Genomic DNA, 21,426 nt, shown 5'->3' on the forward strand with positions numbered 1-21,426 from the left:
ACTCTGCTCGGTGCAGATGACCACACGGACCGATCCGCTGACCGACGATCCGGTATCTCGAACTGCCGCGGCGGCCACCCCCGACGGCGACTCCCCGCAGCCGTTGCTGGAGGTACGCGGGCTGACCGTCCACTTCGGGCTCGCCCACGCACAGTTCACCGCGGTCGACGACGTCGCGATAGCCCTGCGCCCCGGCGAACGCGCGGCGCTGATCGGCGAGTCCGGATCGGGCAAGTCCACCACGTGCCTGGCGATCGCCGGCTACCTCACCTACACCGACGCCATCGTGGCCGCCGACCGGCTGGCCTTCGACGGCCGTGCCATGACGCCGGGGGCCTCCCGGCTGCCCCGCCGGGTTCCGGGCATCTCGATGGTGTTCCAGGACGCGATGACCTCGCTGGACCCGGTGTGGACGGCGGGCAGCCAGCTGCGCGCCGTCGTCCGGGCCAGTGGCGTGCCCCGCAAACAGGTCGAGGAGGTGTCGCGGCAGTGGCTCACCCGGGTCGGCCTCACCGACGTCGACCGGGTGATGCGCAACCGGCCCTACGAACTCTCCGGTGGCATGCGCCAGCGGGTCATGCTCGCGATCGCGCTGGCCGGGAAGCCCAAGCTGCTGATCGCCGACGAACCCACGAGTGCGCTGGACTCCTCGCTGGCCCGCGAGATGATGGAACTGCTGCTGAACCTCACGCAGGAGAGCGGCGCCGCGCTGCTGATCGTCAGCCACGACATCCGGATGGCCCAGGAGTACTGCGACCGGGTCTTCGTGATGTACGGCGGCCGGATCATCGAGGAGGGCCCCTCCGAAGAGCTGCGGCACGCACCCGCCCATCCCTACACCCGGGGTCTGCTCAACAGCATCCCCACCATGGAGAACATCGACCTCGACGAGCTGCCGACGATCCCCCCGCCAGCCCCCGGGCCGGTCGGCGGATGCTCCTTCCGGCCCCGCTGCACGCGGGCGAGCTCCGAGTGCGCGGCGGTCCCGGAACGCACGCCCGTCGACCTCGGCCACATCGTGCGCTGCCACCACCCGCACCCCGCCTCCGAGCCCCTGGTCGCCGGGCACGTCACCGGGTGCCCGGCGTGACCACCGGGGTGACGCTCGAGCGGCCCGTCCCCGTCGAGCCCGACGGCGTGCGCATCGTCGTCGACCACGTGACCAAGACCTTCGGTGCGGGCCGCACGGCGCGCACCACGGCGGTCGACGACGTGTCCCTGGCGTTCGATCCCGGCGCGCGGGTCGGGATCGTCGGCGAGTCCGGTTCGGGCAAGTCGACGCTGGGACGGATGATCGTCGGCCTGGAACGGCCGAGCAGCGGCGCGGTTGAGGTGGGCGGGCTGCGCACGGATGCGATGACCCGGCCGCAGGTCCTGGCGTTTCGCCGGCAGGTGCAGCAGGTCGCCCAGGACACCTCCTCGTCCTTCGACCCGCGGCTGCGGCTGCGCGAGGCGCTGCGCGCACCCACGATGACACTGCTGGGCCTGGACCGGCGTGCCGCCGATGCACGCGCCGACGAGGTGCTCGAGGCGCTGCACCTGCCGGCGCGGTTGGCCGAACGGCTGCCCCGGGAGGTCTCCGGCGGGCAGCGCCAGCGGTTCGCGCTGGCCCGTGCGCTCGTCGTCCGGCCGCGGTGGCTGGTGTGCGACGAGGCGGTCTCCGCGCTCGATGTGTCGGTCCAGGGCACGATCCTCAACCTGGTCAAGAGCTACTGCCGCACCGACGGGGCCGGGGTGGTCTTCATCTCCCACGGTCTTCCCGCGGTCGCCTTCCTCGCCGAGCACCTGGTGGTGATGTATCGCGGCAGGATCGTCGAGCAGGGCCCGACCGCGCGGGTCGTGAGCGATCCGCAGCACCCCTACACCGCCCGACTGCTGGCCGCACACCGCGGCGGCGACGCCCACAGCGGTGCCGGTGATCCGGCGCCCCGGGAGGCGTGCGGCGGGCCCGATCGCAGCGGAGACCGCCGTGGATGATCTGGTCCGGCGCCACCGCTGGTGGATGATGCGGGTGGCGGTCCTGCCCCTGCACGTCCTCGTGTTCGCGGTGGCGATCTTCTTTCTGGTCCGCGCGGTGCCCGGCGACCCGGTCGTCACGATGACCGGGGGCCAGATCACCCCGGAGCAGCTCGCCGCCGCGCGGGCGAGCCTCGGACTCGACGGCAGCATCGTGAGCCAGCTCGGCCATTTCCTGTCCAACCTGGTGCACCTGGATCTCGGTGAGTCGATCGTGTCCGGCCGATCTGTGTGGGAGGAGGTCGCCACACGGCTGCCGGCCACGCTGGAGCTCGTCGTGCTGGGCCTGCTGGCCTCGGCGTTGTTCACCCTGGGCGGCGCCTACCTGGTGGTGATGCGGCCGCGCAATCCGGTCTCGCGGGTGCTGTCCTGGTATGCCCGGGTCGCCGGCGCCATCCCCGAGTTCACCATCGGAATCGCCTTCATCTTCGTGTTCTACGCGACGCTGCGGTGGGCGCCCGCCCCGATCGGGCGGTTCGGAATCGCCTACTCCGCCCCCGAGCCCATCACCGGCTTCCCGCTGCTGGATGCGGTATTGCAGGGGGACTGGGCAATCGCCGGGTCCATGGTCCAGCACCTGGTGCTGCCGATCATGGTGATGACGCTGGGCCACTCGGGCACCCTGCTCAAGCTGCTGATCAGCGCGCTCGACGAGGCGATCGACGCCCCGGCGACGCTGTTCCGGATCGCCAGCGGCGCGCCCCGATGGCTGGTGATCCTCAGCGTGTACCGCCGGGCGCTGCCCGCCACCGCCACGATGTTCGGGCTGATGTTCGGCAGCCTGATCGGCGGTGCCGTGGTGCTCGAGCAGCTGTTCGGGCTCGGCGGGATGGGCCAGTTCGCGGTGGACGCCGTGAACACCTCCGACATCACCGCCATCCAGGGTTTCCTCGTGGTGATGGTGGCCATTTCCCTTGTCGTCTTCATGTTGATGGACGTGATAACCATGTCGCTCGATCCCCGCCGCCGCTCCGGTGCACGCCTGGCGGACGCCGCATGACCGCGACGTACTCCGCCCCTTCGGCCCCGTCGGCGCCCTCGTCATCGCCGGCGCCGGCCCGCGGGCGACGGTGGCCCGTGGTCCTGCGCGAGAACCTGGCGGTGATGCCGCTCGTCGCGGTCGTCGCGATCGCGGTCGCGGGACCGTTCCTCGTCCCGTTCGACCCGGAAGCGGTGGTGGGGCCGCCGACCCGGCCGCCGGACGGCACCTACTGGTTCGGGACGGATTCCGTGGGCCTGGACGTGTTCTCCCGAACCATCGCCGCGGCCCATCTCGACCTGGCGATCGCAGCCGCCGTGATGGTGCTCAGCACGACGATCGGGATCGTCGTGGGGCTGCTGATCGGGATGAACGAGGCCGACACCAGGCTGGTCGGGGGTGGCGCCCGCGGGGCGGCGCGTTTCATGGACCTGCTGCAGGCGCTGCCGGCCGTGGTGATCGGGCTCGTGGTGGTGTCGCTGTTCGGCGCGGGGATCACCACCATCGTCGTCGCGTTGACCGTCGTCCTGCTGCCGACACAGGTCCGGCTGGTACGCACCGAAGTGCTGCGGGTCCGTTCGGAGGCCTATCTGGACGCGGCCCGCATGGCCGGGCTCAGCGAGCGCAGGCTCACCATCCGCCACGTGCTGCCGAACTCGTCGTGGCCGGCGCTGGAGAACGCCTCGGTGCTGTTCGGGATCGCGATCACCCTGACCGCCACGCTGGGGTTCCTCGGCGTCGGCATCCCGCAGCCGACCCCGGAGTGGGGCTCGATGATCGCCCGGGGAGCCTCCGACGCCTCCGTCGGCCGCTGGTGGCCGGCGCTGTTCCCGGCGCTGGCCCTGGTGTTCACCGTCGCCTCGGTGGCGGTCGCGATGCGCAGCGTGCTGCACAGGCGGCGCCGATGAACCACGCCGACGAAGCACGCTTCCGCAGTCAGCGCCGGGCGAACTCGGCCCGGCGCAGGCTGCAGACCCAGACCCGCCGTGCCTACCTGCTGCTGCGCTCCGGCATCCGCTCCGGGGCCTACCAGCCCGAGGAGGTGCTGGTCGAGGACCAGCTCATCGAGCTGCTGGCGACGAGCCGCAACGCGGTCCGCCAGGCCCTGCAGATGCTGGCCGAGGAGGGCCTCGTCGACCGCAGCCCGCGACGCGGCACGAGCGTGTCGAACAGCCTGAACCTGGCGCTCGACCAACGCCGGCGCCCGGCTGCCGGCGGGCTGTCCACCGAGCTGTCCTGGCGGGGCGCCGACGTGGAGGCCACCAAGGTGGAGAGCCGCACCGTGCCGTGCACCTCGCACATCCAGACGCGGCTCGCGCTGCTGCCGGGCGACCTGGTGCGCATGGACGAGTACCTGGTGACCGCCGACGGCGAGCCGGTGGCCGTGCGCGTCGGCTACATCCCCGCCGACATCACGGCCGGCGACTACACGCCGGTGCCCCGGCACCGCTCGGTGATCTTCGAGCGGCGTTTCAAGGCGGCCTTCGGGCGCAGCGAGGACTCCATCGAGGCGGTGGCCTGCGAGGAGCGCACCGCCAGGCTCCTCGGGGTGAAGGAGGGTTCGCCGATCCTCCTGGTGGAGACACTGTCCGTCGACGCCGAGGACGTTCCCCGCGAGCTGAGCTACAACTACAACCGCGGTGACCGTGTCTCGATCCTCACCTCGGCGCTGGCTCCCGACTCGGCGGGGCTGGAGTGACGGCCGGGGCCGCGGCCCTCGCACCGACCGGCACCCTGCGGGTCGCGCTGAACGTCAGCAACACCCTGCTGGTCGAGCGCGACGGGGACGGCGGCTGGGCGGGCATCGCCCCGGGGGTGGCCCGGCTGCTCGCCGCCGAGCTCGGGATCGCCTGCGAGTTCGCGCCCTACCCGCTGCCGACCGACATCGCCGCGGACACGCGGTGGGACGTGGCACTGATCGCGGTCGATCCCGGCCGGGCCGCGGACTTCGCGTTCGGCCCGCCGTATGCCCGGATCGACGCGACGCTGCTGGTGCGCGCGGGTCACACCGCGCAGAGCTGGCGGGACCTGGATGTTCCCGGGCGCACGATCGCCGCACCTCGGGGCAGCGCGTTCGGGCTGTGGCTGCAACGGCACGTCGAGCATGCCGAGCTGCGCCTGGAACCGGGCGCAGGTGCCTTCCGGGCATTCGTCGACGAGGAGCTCGACGCGTTCGCCGGGCTGCGCCCGGCGCTGGGCAGCGCCCTGCGCCGGGTCCCGGGTTCCCGGCTGCTCGACGATTCCTTCACGGCCGTCCAGCAGGGCATCGCCGTGCGCACACCGCCGGCGCCAGGGGCGCTGGAGCTGCTGGATCGTTTCGTCGATTCCGCCCTGGCAAGCGGCGCAATCGCCCGGCTCGTCGAGCAGTATCCGGCGGAGGGCCTTGCGGCCATGTCGCATTCGGCGGCGACGAACGGCGCGTCCCCACCGACCTAGACGGCACACCGGCCGAATACCGGACCTCACATGTGACCGAAAGCGCTTCGGATGCTGCGCAAGAGACAATTCGTCTTCTGACAATGTGTGCACTGCAGTTATTTTCATTCACACATGCGTCCTCACATACGGCGACACGGCCGTTCCTCCGCGACCGAATCTGCGGCGGAACGGGTTTCGGGGTTCGCGACATCCCGCCATCACAAACGGCGTAACCGCGACGACATCGCCACCACATCTGCGTGGTACAGACTTCTCGGTGACGGATCGGCGCAGTGCAAGACCGCCGACCGCAGAGCGTAAAACACGAGCGAGCAAGGAGTGCAAGGTGTTTCATCTGGGATGGTTTCTCGGCAACGGCTACGCGATTCAGCCGTGGGTCGGGGAGACCTGGGCGGGCCGCAACGGGTACGACTGGATGCGCCCGGACCTGTACCAGGACATGGCCGGGTCGCTGGAGCGGGCCGGGTTCGATTACATCCTGATCGAGGACACGGTCGGCATCGACGACACCTACGGATCCTCACTGGAGGCTCCGCTGCGGATCGCCCGCCAGGTGCCGAAGAACGATCCGGTGCCGCTGGTGCCGCTGATGACGCAGCGAACCCGCCACATCGGAGTCGCGGTCACCATGTCGTCGAGCTTCTACCATCCCTATATGGCGGCGCGGGCGATGACGACGCTGGACCACCTCACCGAGGGCCGGGCCGCGGTCAACGTCGTCACGTCGGTCAACCACCGGGCCGCGCAGAACTTCGGCCTGGACCAGCATTACGAACACGACCTGCGCTACGAGATGGCCCAGGAGTGGCTCGACGCCACGACCCAGTTGTGGGACTCCTGGGAGCCCGGTGCGGTCCTCGTCGACGAGGACGCGGGGGTCTACGCCGACCACACCAAGGTGCACGTCGTCGACTTCCAGGGCAAGTTCTTCAAGACCCGGGGTCCGCTGAACACCATGCCCGGCCCGCAGGGCAGACCGGTGATCGTGCAGGCGGGCAACAGCGGTCCGGGTCGCGACCTGGCGGCCAGATTCGCCGAGACCATGCTCGCCCACGGCTCCAGCGTGGAGCAGATGAAGGCATTCCGAGAGGACATGCACCGGCGCATGGCCCTGCACGGCCGCAAGCCCGGTGACTGCAAGATCATGTTCCTGCTGAGCCCGATCCTGGGTGAGAGCAACGAGATCGCCCGGGAGAAGGAGCGCCTGATGATGCTCGCCGGCAAGACTCCGGGGGCAATCGAGACCAAGCTGTGGAATCTGAGCTACCAGTCCGGCGGCGAGGTCGACTTCTCCACGATTCCGCTCGACGAGCCCATGCCCGAGATCGTCGGCAACGGCGAGGTCAGCACCATCAAGAGCTTCGTCAACTTCGCCCAGGGCAAGACGCTGCGCGAGGCTCTGGAGACCTTCCGCTTCGCCGGCGGGATCGACGCCGTGGGGTCCCCGGACACCGTCGCCGCCATCATGGGCGAGGTCATGGACGAGGTGGGAGGCGACGGTTTCCTGCTGTATCCCAAGGTGACCCGGCACGCGCTCGCCGAGATCGCCGACGGCCTGGCCCCGGCGCTGCGCAAGCGCGGGCTGATCCGCGACGGCTACAGCTACTCCACGCTCCGCGAGAACCTGCTCGAGTTCTAGCCGCCGACTCACATTCCCACCAGGAGAATCGACATGAGAATTTCCCTGCCCCCGGCGCTCGGTGCACGGCGCCGGAAACGAACGGCCGCCGCCGCGGCGCTCAGCGTGATGCTGCTCGCCGCCGGCTGCGGCGGCGCGGGCGGCGGCGACCGGACGACGGACGGACTGGTGGTGCTCAGCCCCTCCCAGGCGACCTCGTTCGCCGCTGACGGGGGCGCCACCGGCGGCGCCGACGGCGCCGAGTTGGTCATGAACACCGGCGCCGGCCTGGTCCGCAACCCCTACGTCGTCGACGAGGCCTCCGGTGTGCTCAAACAGGACTGGTATGACTTCGAGCCGCTGCTGGCCGAGAAGTACGAGGTCAGCCCCGACGGCCGGACCTACACCTTCACGCTGCGGCGCGGCGTGCTGAGCCAGTCGGGCAACGAGCTCACCGCCGACGACGTGTTGTGGTCCTACGAACGCAAATTCGCCAGCCCCGGCAGCGCCAAGTTCCTCAACGACCCGATCATCACCGACCCGGCCCGCCAGATCGCCAAGGTCGACGACTACACCGTCACCATCACGATCGACGATCCCGGCGAGGGCTTCACGCTGCTGTCGTTGCTGGCCAACAAGAGCGGCATCATCTACGACTCGGACCTGCTCAAACAGCATGTGACCGCGGACGACCCGTATGCCGTCGACTGGTCGAAGAACAACTCCGGCTGGGGCTACGGCGCCTACCAGGTGGACCGGTTCACCCCGGGTGAGGAGACGGTGCTGATCGCCAATCCGAACTTCGTGCTCGGCGAGCCGGCCGTCAAGAAGATCACCTACCGGGTGGTGACCGACCCGGGCACCCGGGTCACCGCGCTGCGCTCGGGGGACGCCGACGTCGTCACCCAGTTGCGGCCCGCCGATCAGGAGGCGCTGGCCGCCGACGGGGCGGCCAAGGTCTTCGACATCAAGACCAACCTGTTCAATCGGCTGGCGCTGATCACGACGAACGCTCCCTTCGACGACCAGCGGGTGCGCGAAGCGCTGAACTACGCGATCCCCTACGACCGGATCATCGACAGCGTCTACCGCGGAATGGCCGACCCGACCAAGGGCATGCTCAGCCCCGACGCACCCGGCTACGACGGGACGGGGATCACCGGCGGGACCTACGATCCGCAGAAGGCCAAGGCGCTGCTGGCCGAGGCCGGGCACCCCGACGGCGTGGAGTTCACCCTGACCGTGTCCAGCGCGGTGCCCGACATGGTGGAGACCGCGGTGCAGATCCAGTCCTTCGCCAAGGACGCCGGCTTCACGGTGAACATCGACGAGCAGCCCGCCTCGGCGTTCGGCTCGGGCTCGATCGAGGGGATCTACCAAAGTTTCCTGGCCCGTGACTATTCCGCGGTGATGTCCCCGCCGTACGAGTTGTCGGTGTGGACGGGCAAGGGCTCCAACATCAACTACTCGCGGTGGGAGGACGAGTCCTTCTACGCCGCGGTGGCGGCCGGGATCGCCGTGGGTGATCCGTTGACGCCCGAGGCCGGGGCCCGCTGGAACGCCGCGGAACGCATCATGCAGAAGGCCTCGCCGATGATCTTCATCGCCCGGGTGCGCCCGTCGGTCGCCTTCAGCAAGAACACCGACGGGTACGCCTACCGCAGCGACAACACCGTCGACTACTCGCAGGTCACCCTCGGCTCCCAGGAATGACCCCCGCGGGTTCGCACGGCGACCCCTCCGGCCGGACCCGGCCGGAGGGGTCCGCCCGTGCGCGGGGTGAGCACGGGCGAGGTCGCCGACCCCGCACGGGTAACGTCTTGGCGCTGTGAGCGCCACCCCTGTCCTCGAACTCGACGACGTGACGTTCCGGCGCGACGGCAAGCAGATCCTCGACGGCATCAGCGTGCGCATCGACGCCGGCCAGCAGTGGGCGCTGCTCGGCCCCAACGGAGCCGGGAAGACCACCCTGCTGGCCATGTGCGCGGCCGAGGCGCACCCGAGCACCGGCACCGTGCACGTGCTGGGCCGCCGGCTGGGACGGGTGGACACCGCCGAGCTGCGCCGCACCATCGGTCACGTCAACCCGCGCCACCCGCTGCGCACACCATTGACCCTGCGCGAGGTCGTGACAACCGGGATCACCGGCACCATCGAGGTCCCCAACCGGTGGCGGCCGCAGCCCGCCGACCTGGCGCGGGTCGACGAGCTGATCGCCACCGTCGGGATGACCGCGCGCGCCGGGGACCGCTGGCCGACGCTCTCGCAGGGCGAACGCGGCCGGGCGCTGATCGCCCGCGCCCTGGTGTGCCGTCCGCGGCTGCTGCTGCTCGACGAACCGTCCACCGGGCTCGACGTCGCCGCACGCGAGCAGCTGCTGCAGACGATCGACACCCTCGTGGCCGCCCACCCCGACCTGGCGTCGGTTCTGGTGACCCATCACCTCGAGGAGCTGCCGACCACCACCACCCACGCGCTGCTGATCGCCGCGGGCCGCATCGTCGCGGCCGGTCCGGCCGCCTCGACCATCACCACCGCCGCGGTCTCGGCGGCCTTCGACCATCCCATCGTCGTTCGCCACGACGACGGCCGGTGGTCCGCGCGGGCCGCGACCGGGCCGCAGCCGTCGCCGCCGGCCGGGCCGCGACAGTAGCCGGGCCCGGCCGGGGAGACGGGACTCAGGACGACGGCGAGGAGGGCATCCCCAGGCCGGTCGCGAAGTCCGGGTTGTTCTGCAGCCAGGTGTCGACGGCCTGCGTCTCGTTGCCCGAGCCGGCCTTCTGCATCTCGTTCTCCAGCGACGCCAACTGCTCGTCGGTCATCGAGAAGTTCTTGATCCAGCCGGCGATCTCGGGAAACTCGTCGCTGAAGCCTTGTTTGCCGATCACCGACAGCGTCTCGGCCTCGCCGAGGGCCCCCTTGGGATCCTCGAGATCCTTGAGGTCGTAGGCGCTGTAGGCCCAGTGCGGGTGCCAGAGCGTGACCACCACGGGGCGCTTCGCGTCGATGGAACGCTTGAGTTCCTGCAGCATCGCCGGCGTCGACGACGTCTTGAGGGTGTATTCGTCGGCGAGCCCGTATTCGGGAATCACCTTGTCCTTGGATGCCGCGGTCAGCCCGGCGCCGGCTTCGATGCCGATGATCTGGCCGTTGAATTCCGCGCTCTTGCCTTTGAGGTCGGCGATCGAGTTCACGTCCTCGACGTAGGCCGGGACGGTCCACTCCAGGGACGCGTTGTCATACCAGTCGCCGAGCTTCTCGACCTGGTCGCCGTACTGCTCCCAGTAGCTCTGGTGGGTGGTGGGCAGCCACACGTCGTAGAACAGATCGAGATCGCCGCGGGCGACGCCCTGGAACAGCGGGCCCACCTCGAGCTGTTTGAGTTCGACGTTGTAGCCCTGCTTCTCCAGCAGGTCCTGCCACAGGTGAGTGACGGCGATGTCCTCGTCCCACGGGATGTAGCCGATCGACACGTTCTTCTGAGCCTCACCCTGGCCGGCACCCTCGGAGCCGCCGCCACCGCAGGCCGCGACGAACAAACCGGCCACCAACAGCAGGCTTGCCACCCGGAAGAGCCGGGACATCCGTGTCTTGCCTTGCACGGTCTTGCCTTGCACGATGTTCCTTCCAATCGTTTTCGCATGTCAGCCACGTCCGGCGGTGGGGCTTGGCCTCGAACCGATCCGGTTTCACACCCGCCTGGAACTCGCCCCGGAGCTAACCCGGGAGCTCGGTGGCCTGTCCTCGTGTGTCCTGCCTACGTCTCCTCCTCTCCCGGCTCTCCCGGTCGTCTCGGGCTACCCGTTCCGCCCGGCCGGGTCGACAGATCGTCTCCACCGTCTCATCCCCGACCCGATCTCCGGCCCGTTCTCCGGCCCGTTCTCCGGCACTGGCCACGGTGGCGTCACCGTCGGGCGTCACCGTCGGCCGTCCCGGTTCGGCTAGCTCGCCCCGGCGAGCCGCTCGGCCTTCTTGACCGCGGAACGGTCACCCAGGGCCTGGGTCAACCGGTCCAGGTAGATCGCCAGCAGGACGACCGCGAGACCGCTGGCCCCGCCCAGCGCGATATCGGTCTGGGTGATCGACGAGTAGACGTCCTCACCGAGCCCGCCGGCGCCCACCAGGGCGGCGATCACGACCATCGACAGGGCCAGCATGATCACCTGGTTGATGCCCGCCAGGATGGTCGGCATCGCCAGCTGCAGCTGAATCTTGGACAGGATCTGCCACCGCGTGGCCCCGAAGGCCTCCCCCGCCTCCACCATCTGCGGGTCGACCTGACGAATCCCCAGTTCGGTCAGGCGCACGCCCGGCGGGGTCGCGAAGATCACCGTCGCGACCATGCCGGGGAACACGCCGATCCCGAAGAGGGCCAGGGCCGGAACCAGGTACACGAACGGCGGCAGCGTCTGCATGAAGTCCAGCACCGGCCGCAGCAGCCGGCTCAGCCCGTCGTGGTGGGCGGCCAGGACACCCACGGGCAGGCTCAGGGTCACGGCGATCGCGGTGGCGATCAGCACCAGTGCCAGCGTCTGCATCGCGTGCACCCAGAAACCCATGGACACGATGAGCCCGCTGGAGATCAATCCGTAGAGCCCGAACTTCCAGCCGCGCAGCCACCAGCCGAGCAGGGTCAGCAGCGCCACCATCACCAGCGCGGGCAGGAACAGCAGCGCGGAGGTGAGCAGGTCGTAGAGCGAGGTCCCCAGCGAACTGAGGAACTCGAAGAAGGGCAGGAAGTGGTCGTAGAGCCAGTCGACGAACTTCTCGAACGCCTCCCCGATCGGGATTCGGGGCAGAATCTGGTCCTGCGCGACGAACAGTTCAGTCATCACCGGCCTCCCGGGTGTCCTTGGGGCCCAGCGCGGCGAGCAGCGTCCGCCGCGACACCACGCCGGTCAGGCGACCCTCGTCGTCGACCACCGCGATCGGCAACGAGGTGGTGGCCGCGGGGACCAGGACGTCGGCGAGGGCCGCGACGGCCGACATCCGGGGTACCTCCGCGTGGATCAGACCGTCGATCGGGCCGTCCCCGCGGGTGGCGGCGATCTCGGCCTCCTCGGCGACGAGCGCACCGACGAGCTTGTGCTCGGCGTCGGTCACCAGCGCCACCGGGAGCGCGTGTTCGCGCATGGTCTGCACCGATGCCGTCAGCCCCGTCCCGACGGTCAGGGTGGCCGCCGGTTCCTCGGCCACGCCGGCCACCGTGAGCACACGGCTGCGGTCCACGTCCTGCACGAACTGCGCCACGTAGTCGTCGGCGGGTGCGTCGAGGATGTCCTGTGCCGCCCCGATCTGGACGATGCGCCCGTCGCGCATCACCGCGATCCGGTCACCGAGCTTCATCGCCTCGTTGAGGTCGTGGGTGATGAACACGATCGTCTTCTGCAGGGAGTGCTGCAGCTCGATCAGCTGGTCCTGCATCTCCCGCCGGATCAGCGGGTCGAGCGCCGAGAAGGCCTCGTCCATCAGCAGGATCTCGGTTTCGGCCGCCAGGGCGCGGGCCAGGCCCACTCGCTGCTGCATACCCCCGGAGAGCTGGCCCGGCAAGCTGTCCTCCCAGCCGGAGAGCCCGACCATCTCCAGGGCCCGGCGGGCCTTCTCGACGCGCTCCTCCTTGCCGATCTTGCGGACCTCCAGCGCGAAACCGGCGTTGTCGAGCACCGTGCGGTGCGGGAACAGCGCGAAGTGCTGGAACACCATGCTGATCGTCGTCTGCCGGACGTGTCGCAGTTCCTTGCCGCCGAGCGCCGTCAGGTCGCGGTCGCCCAGGAAGACCTTCCCGGCCGTCGGCTCCAGCAGTCCGTTGAACATCCGGATGAGCGTGGACTTGCCCGAGCCGGACAGCCCCATCACCACGAACGTCTCGCCCGGCTCGACCTCCAGGCTGGCATCCAGGACGGCCGGGGTGACCTGCAGCTCCTCGCGGACCCGCTGGCGGTCTTCACCGGCCTGCAGGCGGCGCACCGCGTCGGCCGCGCGGTCTCCGAAGATCTTGTACAGCTTCTCGGCCCGTAGCGCTGGCACACTTCCACCCATCGTCGACGACGCGGTCAGCGACGCCGGCAATCCAGTGGGTGCCCGTGCTCGGGGGCGTTCGGCGCTGCTCTGTTCCTCGCTCTTCGTTCCCGTGACCCTACCCATGCCGGGCGGATATGTCGGCTCGGGCGCGGCGGGCCGCACCTGCGGGCGGCGCCGCCCCGGCGATGCCGCCCGCACCCGGCCGGCCCCCGCGGGCCCCGGTGTGCCCGGGCGGTCAGCCCCGGATACCGGCGAGGATCCTTTGCCGCACAGACGGTTTCGGCGCGTCGGCGGCAACCTTGAGCATCTCGGCGACCGAGGTGAACTTGACCCGTGGCCGACCGGCCGCCCGGCCGCGGGCCCGCTCGGCGGCGTCGATGGCCCGCCACCCGGAGGCGCCGACCACCCCGGGCCGGCGGTGGCGGATCAGCTTGTCCATCGATCCGGGACGCCCGGACGGCTCGGGCAGCAGACCGGCGTTGTAGTCGTCCACCAGCGCGCGCACCGTCTGCAGCGCGCAGGACTTGTTGGTGCCGATGAACCCGGTGGGGCCGCGCTTGATCCAGCCGGCGACATAGCAGCCGGTGACCGGCTCGCCGGTGCCGGGGTCGACCACCCGCCCGTCCCGGTTCGGGACCACCGCGGCGGCCTCGTCGAACGGCAACCCCGCCAGCGGCCTGCCGCGGTAGCCGATGGAGGTGAACACCAGGCCGGTGTCCAGGTGGCGCGGCTCCCGGGTCCCGGTGAGGGTGAAGTCGATCCCGCGGACCCGCCGATCGCCGGTCAGCCGCTGCGGGGTCAGGTTGTAGGCGAACCGGATGCGTGGCCGCCCGCTGGGCGCCGAGGCCGACCCGAGCTTGCTCAGGATCTCCAGTTTGGCCCTGGTCAGCGGGTCGGTCTCCCCGGCGAGGTCGCGCCGCACGAGTTCGTGATCCGCCTCGTCGAGCACCACCTCGACGGTGGCGGTCAGCCCGATCAGCTCGGGCAGGGTGAACGCGGAGGCGGCGGGTCCGCGGCGTGCCGCGATGACCACCTCGCGCACGTTCGACGTGCGCAGGGCCGCCAGCGCATGGTCGGCGATATCGGTGCGCGCGAGCTCGTCGGGGTCGGTGGTCAGGATGCGCGCGACGTCGAGTGCGACGTTGCCGTTGCCGACGATGACGGCGCGCTCGTGGCTCAGATCGACCGGCAGGTCCGCGAAGTCGGGGTGCCCGTTGAACCAGGCGACGAATTCGGTGGCCGTGCCCGCGCCGGGCAGGTCGATGCCGTCGATGTCCAGCCGGCGGTCGTTGGGGGCACCCACCGCGTAGAGCACGGCGTGGTGGTGGGCCAGCAACTCGTCGTGCCCGATGACCGCGCCGGCCTCGGGGCTGCCCACCTCCACGTTGAGGTGGAAGGTGAATCCGTCGCGGTCGGCGATGCGGTCGAACAGCGCGGTCACCCGTTTGGTGCTCTGGTGGTCCGGGGCCACCCCGGCGCGCACCAGGCCGTAGGGGGTGGGCAGCTTCTCGAACACGGTGACCCGCACCCCGGGCTGGGTGAGCAGCTCGTCGGCGGCGTACATCGCCGCCGGGCCGGACCCGACGATCGCCACGGTGAGCGGGCGGCTCCCCTGGTTGACCACCGGGGCCGGCAGGACCGGCGCCAGCTTCGACGTCGGCGGCACCTTCTCCCCGGGTTTGCGCTCGGGATAGAAGGAGGCGTTCAGCGCGACGAACGGCAGTTGGTCGGCGTCGAGCTGGGACACCGGTGCGATGGCGCCGACCGGACAGGCGCTCACGCAGGCCCCGCAGTCCACGCACGCGTCGGGATCGATGTAGAGCATCTCGGCGGTGGCGAAGCCCGGCTCATCCGGCGAGGGATGGATGCAGTTGACCGGGCAGGCATAGACACAGGACCCGTCGCTGCAGCACGACTGGGTGATGACGTGGGGCATCGGCGGCCGTCAGGCGGAAACCGTCTCGGGCACCGTCTCGGGCGCCGTCGCGGGCACCGTCTCGCTGGCCGGTTGCGCCGCCACGCTCGGCAGGTGACTGCGCTGAGGTTCGCTGCGGTAGCGCGACGGCGTGCCGTTGATCTTGCAGATCCGCCACACCAGCTTGGCCACCGGGTTCATCAGACCGGTGTCCGCGCACAACATGCGCACGTCGCCGAACATGTCGCGCAGGAACTTTCGCGCCTCGGGGGTGCCGAAGAAGATCTCCTTCTTCACCGAGCGGGGAATGTCGAATTCCTTCCAGAACGCCTTCGGCGGCACCACGATGGCCTGGCACAGCACCCGCATGACGACGGGCACGTACAGCGACAGCAGGAACTTGTGGCGCCGGCTCATCTCCGGTACCCGCTTGCGCAGATATTCGTGCGCGAACGAGATGTGGCGGGCCTCCTCGGCCACGTGGATGGCCATCACCCGCTCCATGATCGGGTGCAGCGCCTTGCCCTCGCGCAGGACGTTCTTCTGGGTGTGGTCGATCGGCTCCTCACCGGCGAGCACACCGAAGAAGAACGGGATCGGGCGCGGACCGGCCACCAGCGGGATGAAGGTGGAGAGCCACTTGAGCAGGCGCGGCATACCCGGGACGTCGGCGCCGATGCGGTTGACCATCTCCTGGAACATCATGGTGTGGTTGCACTCTTCGACCGACTCGTGCAGGCAGTACCGGTATTCCGGTGAGCCGTTGGGCACCCAGAAGGCGTAGTTCATCAGCCCGCGGATCAGGATCGACTCGAAGTGCAGGCCCACCTTGGCCACATTGGCCTGGCGCCACATGCCGATCTCGATCCGGCGTTGCGTGGACTGGGCCCGATACCAGGGATGCCTGCCCAGCGGATCGGTGCCGGGCAGGATCCAGCGCTCGTCGCCGGGGACGACCTCGAACTCCGGCGAGTCCCAGTCGATGTCCAGGTAGGGGTTGAAATTGCGCCGGACGGACCCCTCGGACAGCGTGGTCAGCATGTCCACGTAGGGCTGATCATCGAGCACGTCCATGTTGCGTCGCCACCGGCGGACCATCTTCGTCCGAGCCATCCGAGCCTCCTCTGAGGTTTACATCCAGCTACTCGATGTACAACGGTACCGCAGGTATCGCATAAATCCAATACTCAGTTTCGCCGTTTGCTGTGCAGTCATACCCGCTCGGCCTGCGCCGAAACAGACCGCAGGTGAACACGGTGAACACCCGCTCGCGGCGCCACGATGAAGGTAGCCACGAGAGGTTTCCGGGGGTCGGCGCGACGCCCGCGACTCGGCGCTCGAACCAGTGCTCCAACCGGTGCCCGCGCCCGCATTTCCGGACCCGCACGGGCCGTCACTACGCTGAGACCCATGGCTGACCAGCTGACCATCCCCGAGGACCTCAAACCCGCCGACGGCCGTTTCGGGTGCGGGCCGTCGAAGGTCCGTACGGAGCAACTCCAGGCGCTCGTGACCACGGGCGCGGGCCTGTTCGGCACCTCGCATCGTCAGGCGCCGGTGAAGAATCTCGTCGGCCGGGTGCGCGAGGGCGTCCGCGCGCTGTTCTCCGCACCGGAGGGCTACGAGGTGATCCTCGGCAACGGCGGATCCACGGCGTTCTGGGACGCCGCCGCGTTCGGCCTGATCGAGAAGAAGTCGCTGCACCTGACCTACGGCGAGTTCAGCTCGAAGTTCGCCGCGGCCGTCACCAAGAATCCGTTCGTCGGCGAGCCCATCGTGGTCAAGGCCGACGCCGGCAGCGCACCCGCACCGCAGTCGGACCCGTCGGTCGATGCCATCGCCTGGGCGCACAACGAGACCTCGACCGGGGTGGCGGTGCCGGTGCGGCGCCCCGAGGGCTCCGGCGACGCGCTGATTCTCATCGACGCCACCTCCGGGGCCGGCGGGCTGCCGGTGGACATCACCGAGGTGGACGCCTACTACTTCGCGCCGCAGAAGAACTTCGCCAGCGACGGTGGGCTGTGGCTGGCCGTGATGTCGCCGGCGGCCCTGGCCCGCGTCGAGGCCGTCGCCGCGTCCGGGCGCTGGGTCCCCGAGTTCCTGTCACTGCCCATCGCGGTGGAGAACAGCCTCAAGAACCAGACCTACAACACCCCCGCCATCGGGACGCTGCTGCTGATGGCCGAGCAGCTGGACTGGATGCTGGGCAACGGCGGGCTGGACTGGGCGGTCAAGCGCACCGCCGACTCCGCCGAGCGGCTGTACTCCTGGGCCGAAAAGACCTCGTTCACAACGCCTTTCGTATCCGACCCGGCGCTGCGCTCGCAGGTGGTCGGTACCGTGGACTTCGACGATGCCGTCGACGCGGCCGCGGTGGCCAAGACACTGCGGGCCAACGGCATCGTCGACACCGAGCCCTACCGCAAGCTCGGCCGCAATCAGCTGCGGGTCGCGATGTTCCCCGCCGTGGAGCCCGACGACATCAGCGCCCTGACGGCGTGCATCGACTGGGTCGTCGAACGCCTCTGAATCGACACTGAGCCGGCACCGAGTCGGCACCGGGCCGGCCCGCGACGACCCCGAGACCACTCCGCGGCGAAACCGTCGCCCGCCGGGCCCGCGTGTCAACCGCGCGACGGCCGCCGGCTGCAGTAAGGTCCGGACCAATCGGGCCCGGCACTGTGGCCCCAAGGAGGTCGACATGCGGGATCTGGAAGTAGTGGGACTCGATGTCGACGGTCGTCACCTCCTCTGCGAGGGCGGCACCCCGCCCGAGACGTTTCGACTACGCCTGGACGACCGGTTACGCGCAGCAGTCCGCGGCGACACATCGCGGCTGAACCAAACTCAAATGGACATCGAGGTCAAGAGCGTGCTGCGTCCCAGAGAGATTCAAGCCCGGATCCGCGCGGGAGCCTCGGTCGAGCAGTTGGCCGAGGCGGCCGGCGTCGACGTCTCGCGCATCGAGCGTTTCGCCCACCCCGTGCTGCTCGAGCGTTCCCGCGCCGCCGAACTGGCCACCGCCGCCCATCCGGTGCTGCCCGACGGGCCCGCCGTGCTCACCCTGCTGGAGACGGTGACCACGGCCCTGGTGGCCCGCGGCCTGGACCCCGACTCCACCAACTGGGACGCCTGGCGCAACGAGGACGGCCGCTGGACGGTGCAGCTGGCCTGGAAAGCCGGCCGGTCCGACAACGTCGCGCACTTCCGGTTCGTCCCGGGCGCGCACGGCGGCACGATCACGGCCGTCGACGACACCGCCACCGAGCTGATCGACCCGAACTTCGACCGGCCGTTGCGTCCGGTCGCCCCGCTCGCGCAGCTCGACTTCGACACACCGGAACCGGCCCCGCAGCCCGAATCGCAGACCGAACCGCGGGCCGCCCATGAGCAGCCCGACCCGCCGGCCAAGACACGCAGTCGGCGCGCCAAGCCCGCGGTGCCGGCCTGGGAGGACGTGCTGCTGGGCGTGCGCTCCAGCGGCGAGCGCTGACGCCGCCGGCGAATCAGATCGTTCCCGCGGCGCCCATCGCCAGCAGTGCCAGCCAGCCCCCGGCGACACCGACGCCGGAACCGAGCACGAACCAGCGCACCACCGGGCGGGTGCGCCAACCCCACACCGTCGGGGCCAGCCCGCCCACGGCGGTCAGGTTCAGCACGACCGCCAGCAGCGGGTTGACCCGCACCAGCCCGACGCCGAGCACGACGACCACCGCCGCGATCACCGCGGCGGCGAAGGCGGCCACGGTCAGGCCGGTCCCCCACGGCGTCGAATCGTCGGTCACGGCGCGAGCCTACCCATCGGCGCAGCGGGAACGTTCGTAGAAGGCCAGGGCCGCCGCGGTGGCGACGTTGAGCGAGTCGGTGCCCCGGGCCATCGGGATGCGGACCCGCTGGTGGCTGGTGCGCATGGCGGTCTCGGTCAGGCCGGGCCCCTCGGCGCCGACCAGAACCGCGACCCGCTGGCCCGCCAGGCCGGGCAGCGCCGTCGCCAACGCCTCGGCCTGCCGGTCCGGGGTCATCGCCAGCAGTCGAAAACCCATGTCCCGCAGGTTGTTCAGATCGTGCGGCCAGCTCGATGACCGGGCGAACGGAACCAGCAGAGCGTGCCCCATCGACACCCGCACCGCGCGGCGGTACAGCGGGTCGGCGCAGCCCGCGCCGAACACCACCGCGTCGACGCCGAGCCCGGCGGCGTTGCGGAAGATCGAGCCGAGGTTCTCGTGGTCGTTGACACCTTCGAGCACCGCGATGGTGCGCGCCCCGGCGCACACGTCACCGAGCGAGAGCTCCGGTGCGCGCCGCGCGACGGCGAGCACACCACGGTTGAGGTGGAAGCCCACGATCTCGGCCATGGTCTCGGCGCTGGCCCGGTAGTACGGGACGCCGGCCAGGCCCGGGCTCGCCAACTCCTCGGCGAGTTCGGCGCGCCGCCGTTCGGTGCCCAGCAGCGCGTGCGGGGTGAACCGGGAGGCGGCCATGCGCTGCACGACCAGCACGCCCTCGGCGATCACCAGTCCCTTGCCCGAGGGCAGGTCGGGCCGGCGGTCCACGCTATTGAGGTCGCGAAAATCGTCCACCCGGGTGTCCGAGGGATCGCTGATGTCGATGATGTTGGTGTCCACGAGCGTGCGATGACGATAGCGTGTGCCGCCGCCCGCGACCCCGGGGTGTTCCCGGGCGATGCTGCTACGTTGAATCCCGATGCCCGCCGACCAGCACGACGCCACCGGAGGGGCCCGCGACGGATCCGGGTCCGCCGGGTCCCCGGCGGCCGAGCCGGCGGCGCCACCCCTGCCGGCCGCCCTGCTGGAGCCGTGGCCGGTGATCGCCGTCGGTGCCACGATCTGGCTGATCGCCACGGTGCTGGCGTTCACGGTGCCGGAACTGCAGACGTGGCGCCCGGTCTGCCTGGCGGGCCTGGCCACCGGCGTGGTGGGCACGTCGATCGTGCTGTGGCAGTTCAGCGCCGCACGGCGCGGGATCCGCGGCGCGCAGGTCGGTCTGTCTGTGCGCCGGGACGCCGGTTAGTCTCCATAGCCAGGACCGACAGCCAGCAACCGACAGCCAGCAACCGACACCGATGTCCGGATTCGAGGGAGAGTGGGAATGGCAGCGCCGTTGCTCAGCGCAGAGATCGAGATCAACGCCCCGGTGAGCACGGTCTGGGGCCTGATCAGCGACTTCAGCAGGATGCCCGAGTGGAGTCCGCAGTGCCGGTGGATGAAGCCGCTGGGACCGGTGCGCCAGGGCACCCGCACGGTCAACCTGAACCGGCGCAACAAGCTGTTCTGGCCGACCACCTCGGTGGTCACCGAGCTGATCCCCGAACGCAAGCTGGCGTTCCGCGTCGCGGAGAACCGTTCGGTGTGGAGCTATGAGCTCGAACCCACCGAGAACGGCACCCGGGTGGTGGAGAGCCGGCACGCCGAGAACGGGACGTCGGCGATCTCGGGTTTCCTGACCGCCACGGTTTTGGGTGGCTCCACGCAATTCGAGGACGAGCTCGTCGCGGGGATGCAGCAGTCCCTGCAGCGCATCAAGGCGGCCGCGGAGAAACCGTGACCGCCGGCACGGCGGTGCGGCGCCGAGCGGGTCAGGAACCCGGGCTGTCCACCACGTCGAGCACCCCGTCGTCGTAGGGGTCGTAGAGCGGTGAGCCCGCCCCGGCCGGTGGCGGGGTGTCCGAATGCGCGCCGCAGCCGTAGCTGAAGTCCACGACGTGCCCGTCGGCGGACATCTCGTTTCCGCAGACGCCGAACATCGTGCCGAGTTCACCGGCCAGCGGCAGCAGGAATCCGCAGTCCCGGCACAGGCGCTTGGTGGACCGCGCCATCGCCGAGTCGGGACCGTAGTCGCCGTCGTGCCAGCGCTGAGCGGCGTCGGCGCGCCCGTCGGCGCTCATCACCTGACGGCGGCCGAGACCGATCTCGGCGGCGACGTCGTCGATCGCCGGGTCCCCGCTGAGGGTGTGGCCCGGAACCAGCCGCGGATCCGCACCGGGCGGGGCCAGCAGGTCGCCGGGGCTCAGGTCGCCGGGCTTGACGCGCTGCTCCCAGGGCACCCACTGCGGCGCCAGCAGCGCCGTGGGCCCCGGCACCAGCACGACCTCGCTGATCGTGGCGTGCTCGGCGCCCGGGTAGCCGGCCACCACCACCGCCCACTGCCAGCCCTGGTAGCCGGGCATCCTGGCCAGGAACCGATGCGTCGCGGCGGTGGAGTCTTCGTAGGAGACGCCCAGGTAGTCACCGACGGCGTCCTCGCCGCTGTACTCCTCGACGGCCGACCGGGCGGCACTCACGGCGCTGGTGAGCAGCTCGGCCAGCGCCTGCGGAACGGGGTCCGAGGGCATCCCCGCGGTCTGTTCGGAGGGTTCGGTCGCGCTGTCCATCACCGCCCCATAGTGCCTGAGACGGCCGGAGTCAGCCACACCCGCCT

Annotated in this window: 21 protein-coding genes; 13 read left to right on the forward strand and 8 right to left on the reverse strand. The window is 70.3% G+C overall.

From position 1 onward, the window contains the following. The first annotated feature begins 16 nt into the window (after positions 1-16). From CSR00_RS09515 to CSR00_RS09555, 9 genes are all read left to right on the forward strand, one after another. Entirely contained in the window at positions 17-1,090 is a 1,074-nt protein-coding gene (locus CSR00_RS09515; protein ID WP_099022148.1) for an ABC transporter ATP-binding protein, read from the forward strand. Further along, positions 1,087-1,977 carry an ABC transporter ATP-binding protein gene (locus CSR00_RS09520; protein ID WP_176561980.1) on the forward strand — a complete coding sequence of 297 codons (891 nt, stop codon included), beginning with the start codon at positions 1,087-1,089 and terminating at the stop codon, positions 1,975-1,977. The genes CSR00_RS09515 and CSR00_RS09520 overlap by 4 nt, the downstream gene beginning before the upstream one ends. Then, on the forward strand, positions 1,970-3,016 hold the full coding sequence (locus CSR00_RS09525) for an ABC transporter permease (RefSeq protein ID WP_245905918.1): 1,047 nt from the start codon (positions 1,970-1,972) through the stop codon (positions 3,014-3,016). Before CSR00_RS09520 ends, CSR00_RS09525 begins: the two co-directional genes overlap by 8 nt. After that, complete coding sequence (locus CSR00_RS09530; RefSeq protein ID WP_245905919.1) at positions 3,013-3,903, forward strand: ABC transporter permease; 891 nt, start codon at positions 3,013-3,015, stop codon at positions 3,901-3,903. Before CSR00_RS09525 ends, CSR00_RS09530 begins: the two co-directional genes overlap by 4 nt. Continuing rightward, positions 3,900-4,694: a GntR family transcriptional regulator gene (locus CSR00_RS09535; RefSeq protein WP_099022150.1), complete on the forward strand. Its 795-nt coding sequence runs from the start codon at positions 3,900-3,902 to the stop codon at positions 4,692-4,694. Before CSR00_RS09530 ends, CSR00_RS09535 begins: the two co-directional genes overlap by 4 nt. After that, entirely contained in the window at positions 4,691-5,431 is a 741-nt protein-coding gene (locus tag CSR00_RS09540; RefSeq protein ID WP_099022151.1) for a transporter substrate-binding domain-containing protein, read from the forward strand. The genes CSR00_RS09535 and CSR00_RS09540 overlap by 4 nt, the downstream gene beginning before the upstream one ends. 328 nt (positions 5,432-5,759) lie before the next feature. Beyond that, positions 5,760-7,073 carry an NtaA/DmoA family FMN-dependent monooxygenase gene (locus tag CSR00_RS09545; protein WP_099022152.1) on the forward strand — a complete coding sequence of 438 codons (1,314 nt, stop codon included), beginning with the start codon at positions 5,760-5,762 and terminating at the stop codon, positions 7,071-7,073. Positions 7,074-7,106: 33 nt separating this feature from the next. Next, positions 7,107-8,765, forward strand: coding sequence for an ABC transporter substrate-binding protein (locus CSR00_RS09550; protein WP_099022153.1), 1,659 nt, complete (start codon positions 7,107-7,109; stop codon positions 8,763-8,765). Between the two features lie 115 nt (positions 8,766-8,880). Continuing rightward, a complete protein-coding gene (locus tag CSR00_RS09555; RefSeq protein ID WP_099022154.1) occupies positions 8,881-9,705 on the forward strand; it encodes an ABC transporter ATP-binding protein in 825 nt (274 codons plus the stop codon). 25 nt (positions 9,706-9,730) lie between these two features. Here the strand turns inward: CSR00_RS09555 and CSR00_RS09560 are convergent, their stop codons facing one another. From CSR00_RS09560 to CSR00_RS09580, 5 genes are all read right to left on the reverse strand, one after another. Continuing rightward, a complete protein-coding gene (locus tag CSR00_RS09560; RefSeq protein ID WP_218014462.1) occupies positions 9,731-10,669 on the reverse strand; it encodes a glycine betaine ABC transporter substrate-binding protein in 939 nt (312 codons plus the stop codon). Between the two features lie 324 nt (positions 10,670-10,993). Continuing rightward, positions 10,994-11,884 carry an ABC transporter permease gene (locus CSR00_RS09565; RefSeq protein WP_099022155.1) on the reverse strand — a complete coding sequence of 297 codons (891 nt, stop codon included), beginning with the start codon at positions 11,882-11,884 and terminating at the stop codon, positions 10,994-10,996. Further along, positions 11,877-13,079 (reverse strand): quaternary amine ABC transporter ATP-binding protein, encoded by a 1,203-nt coding sequence (locus CSR00_RS09570; protein WP_099022156.1) that lies wholly within the window; start codon positions 13,077-13,079, stop codon positions 11,877-11,879. The genes CSR00_RS09565 and CSR00_RS09570 overlap by 8 nt, the downstream gene beginning before the upstream one ends. A gap of 229 nt (positions 13,080-13,308) precedes the next feature. Beyond that, positions 13,309-15,009, reverse strand: coding sequence for an FAD-dependent oxidoreductase (locus CSR00_RS09575; protein WP_099022157.1), 1,701 nt, complete (start codon positions 15,007-15,009; stop codon positions 13,309-13,311). A gap of 9 nt (positions 15,010-15,018) precedes the next feature. Further along, on the reverse strand, positions 15,019-16,101 hold the full coding sequence (locus CSR00_RS09580) for an AurF N-oxygenase family protein (RefSeq protein WP_099022158.1): 1,083 nt from the start codon (positions 16,099-16,101) through the stop codon (positions 15,019-15,021). Positions 16,102-16,398: 297 nt separating this feature from the next. Between CSR00_RS09580 and serC the strand changes: the two genes are divergently transcribed. Both serC and sepH read left to right on the forward strand, forming a co-directional pair. Then, the gene (gene serC, locus CSR00_RS09585; protein WP_099022159.1) at positions 16,399-17,517 is read left to right on the forward strand and encodes a phosphoserine transaminase; all 1,119 of its coding nucleotides are present in this window, start codon (positions 16,399-16,401) and stop codon (positions 17,515-17,517) included. 172 nt (positions 17,518-17,689) lie between these two features. After that, positions 17,690-18,481, forward strand: a complete 792-nt coding sequence (gene sepH / locus CSR00_RS09590) for a septation protein SepH (protein WP_099022160.1) — start codon at positions 17,690-17,692, stop codon at positions 18,479-18,481. Positions 18,482-18,494: 13 nt separating this feature from the next. Here the strand turns inward: sepH and CSR00_RS09595 are convergent, their stop codons facing one another. Together CSR00_RS09595 and CSR00_RS09600 are read right to left on the reverse strand one after the other, a co-directional pair. Then, positions 18,495-18,773 carry a DUF2537 domain-containing protein gene (locus tag CSR00_RS09595; RefSeq protein WP_099022161.1) on the reverse strand — a complete coding sequence of 93 codons (279 nt, stop codon included), beginning with the start codon at positions 18,771-18,773 and terminating at the stop codon, positions 18,495-18,497. Positions 18,774-18,782: 9 nt separating this feature from the next. After that, entirely contained in the window at positions 18,783-19,613 is an 831-nt protein-coding gene (locus tag CSR00_RS09600) for a TrmH family RNA methyltransferase (RefSeq protein ID WP_099022162.1), read from the reverse strand. A 79-nt stretch (positions 19,614-19,692) separates the two neighbouring features. Here CSR00_RS09600 and CSR00_RS09605 point away from each other — a divergent pair, with 79 nt between their 5' ends. Further along, on the forward strand, positions 19,693-20,019 hold the full coding sequence (locus tag CSR00_RS09605; RefSeq protein ID WP_099022163.1) for a DUF2530 domain-containing protein: 327 nt from the start codon (positions 19,693-19,695) through the stop codon (positions 20,017-20,019). Between the two features lie 78 nt (positions 20,020-20,097). Then, positions 20,098-20,553 (forward strand): SRPBCC family protein, encoded by a 456-nt coding sequence (locus CSR00_RS09610; protein WP_099022164.1) that lies wholly within the window; start codon positions 20,098-20,100, stop codon positions 20,551-20,553. A 31-nt stretch (positions 20,554-20,584) separates the two neighbouring features. On the opposite strand, the gene CSR00_RS09615 is transcribed toward CSR00_RS09610, so the two are convergent. After that, entirely contained in the window at positions 20,585-21,379 is a 795-nt protein-coding gene (locus CSR00_RS09615) for a DUF3027 domain-containing protein (protein WP_407662412.1), read from the reverse strand. Positions 21,380-21,426: the final 47 nt, after the last annotated feature.

It is taken from the genome of Mycolicibacterium palauense (assembly GCF_002592005.1).
Taxonomy (GTDB): domain Bacteria; phylum Actinomycetota; class Actinomycetes; order Mycobacteriales; family Mycobacteriaceae; genus Mycobacterium; species Mycobacterium palauense.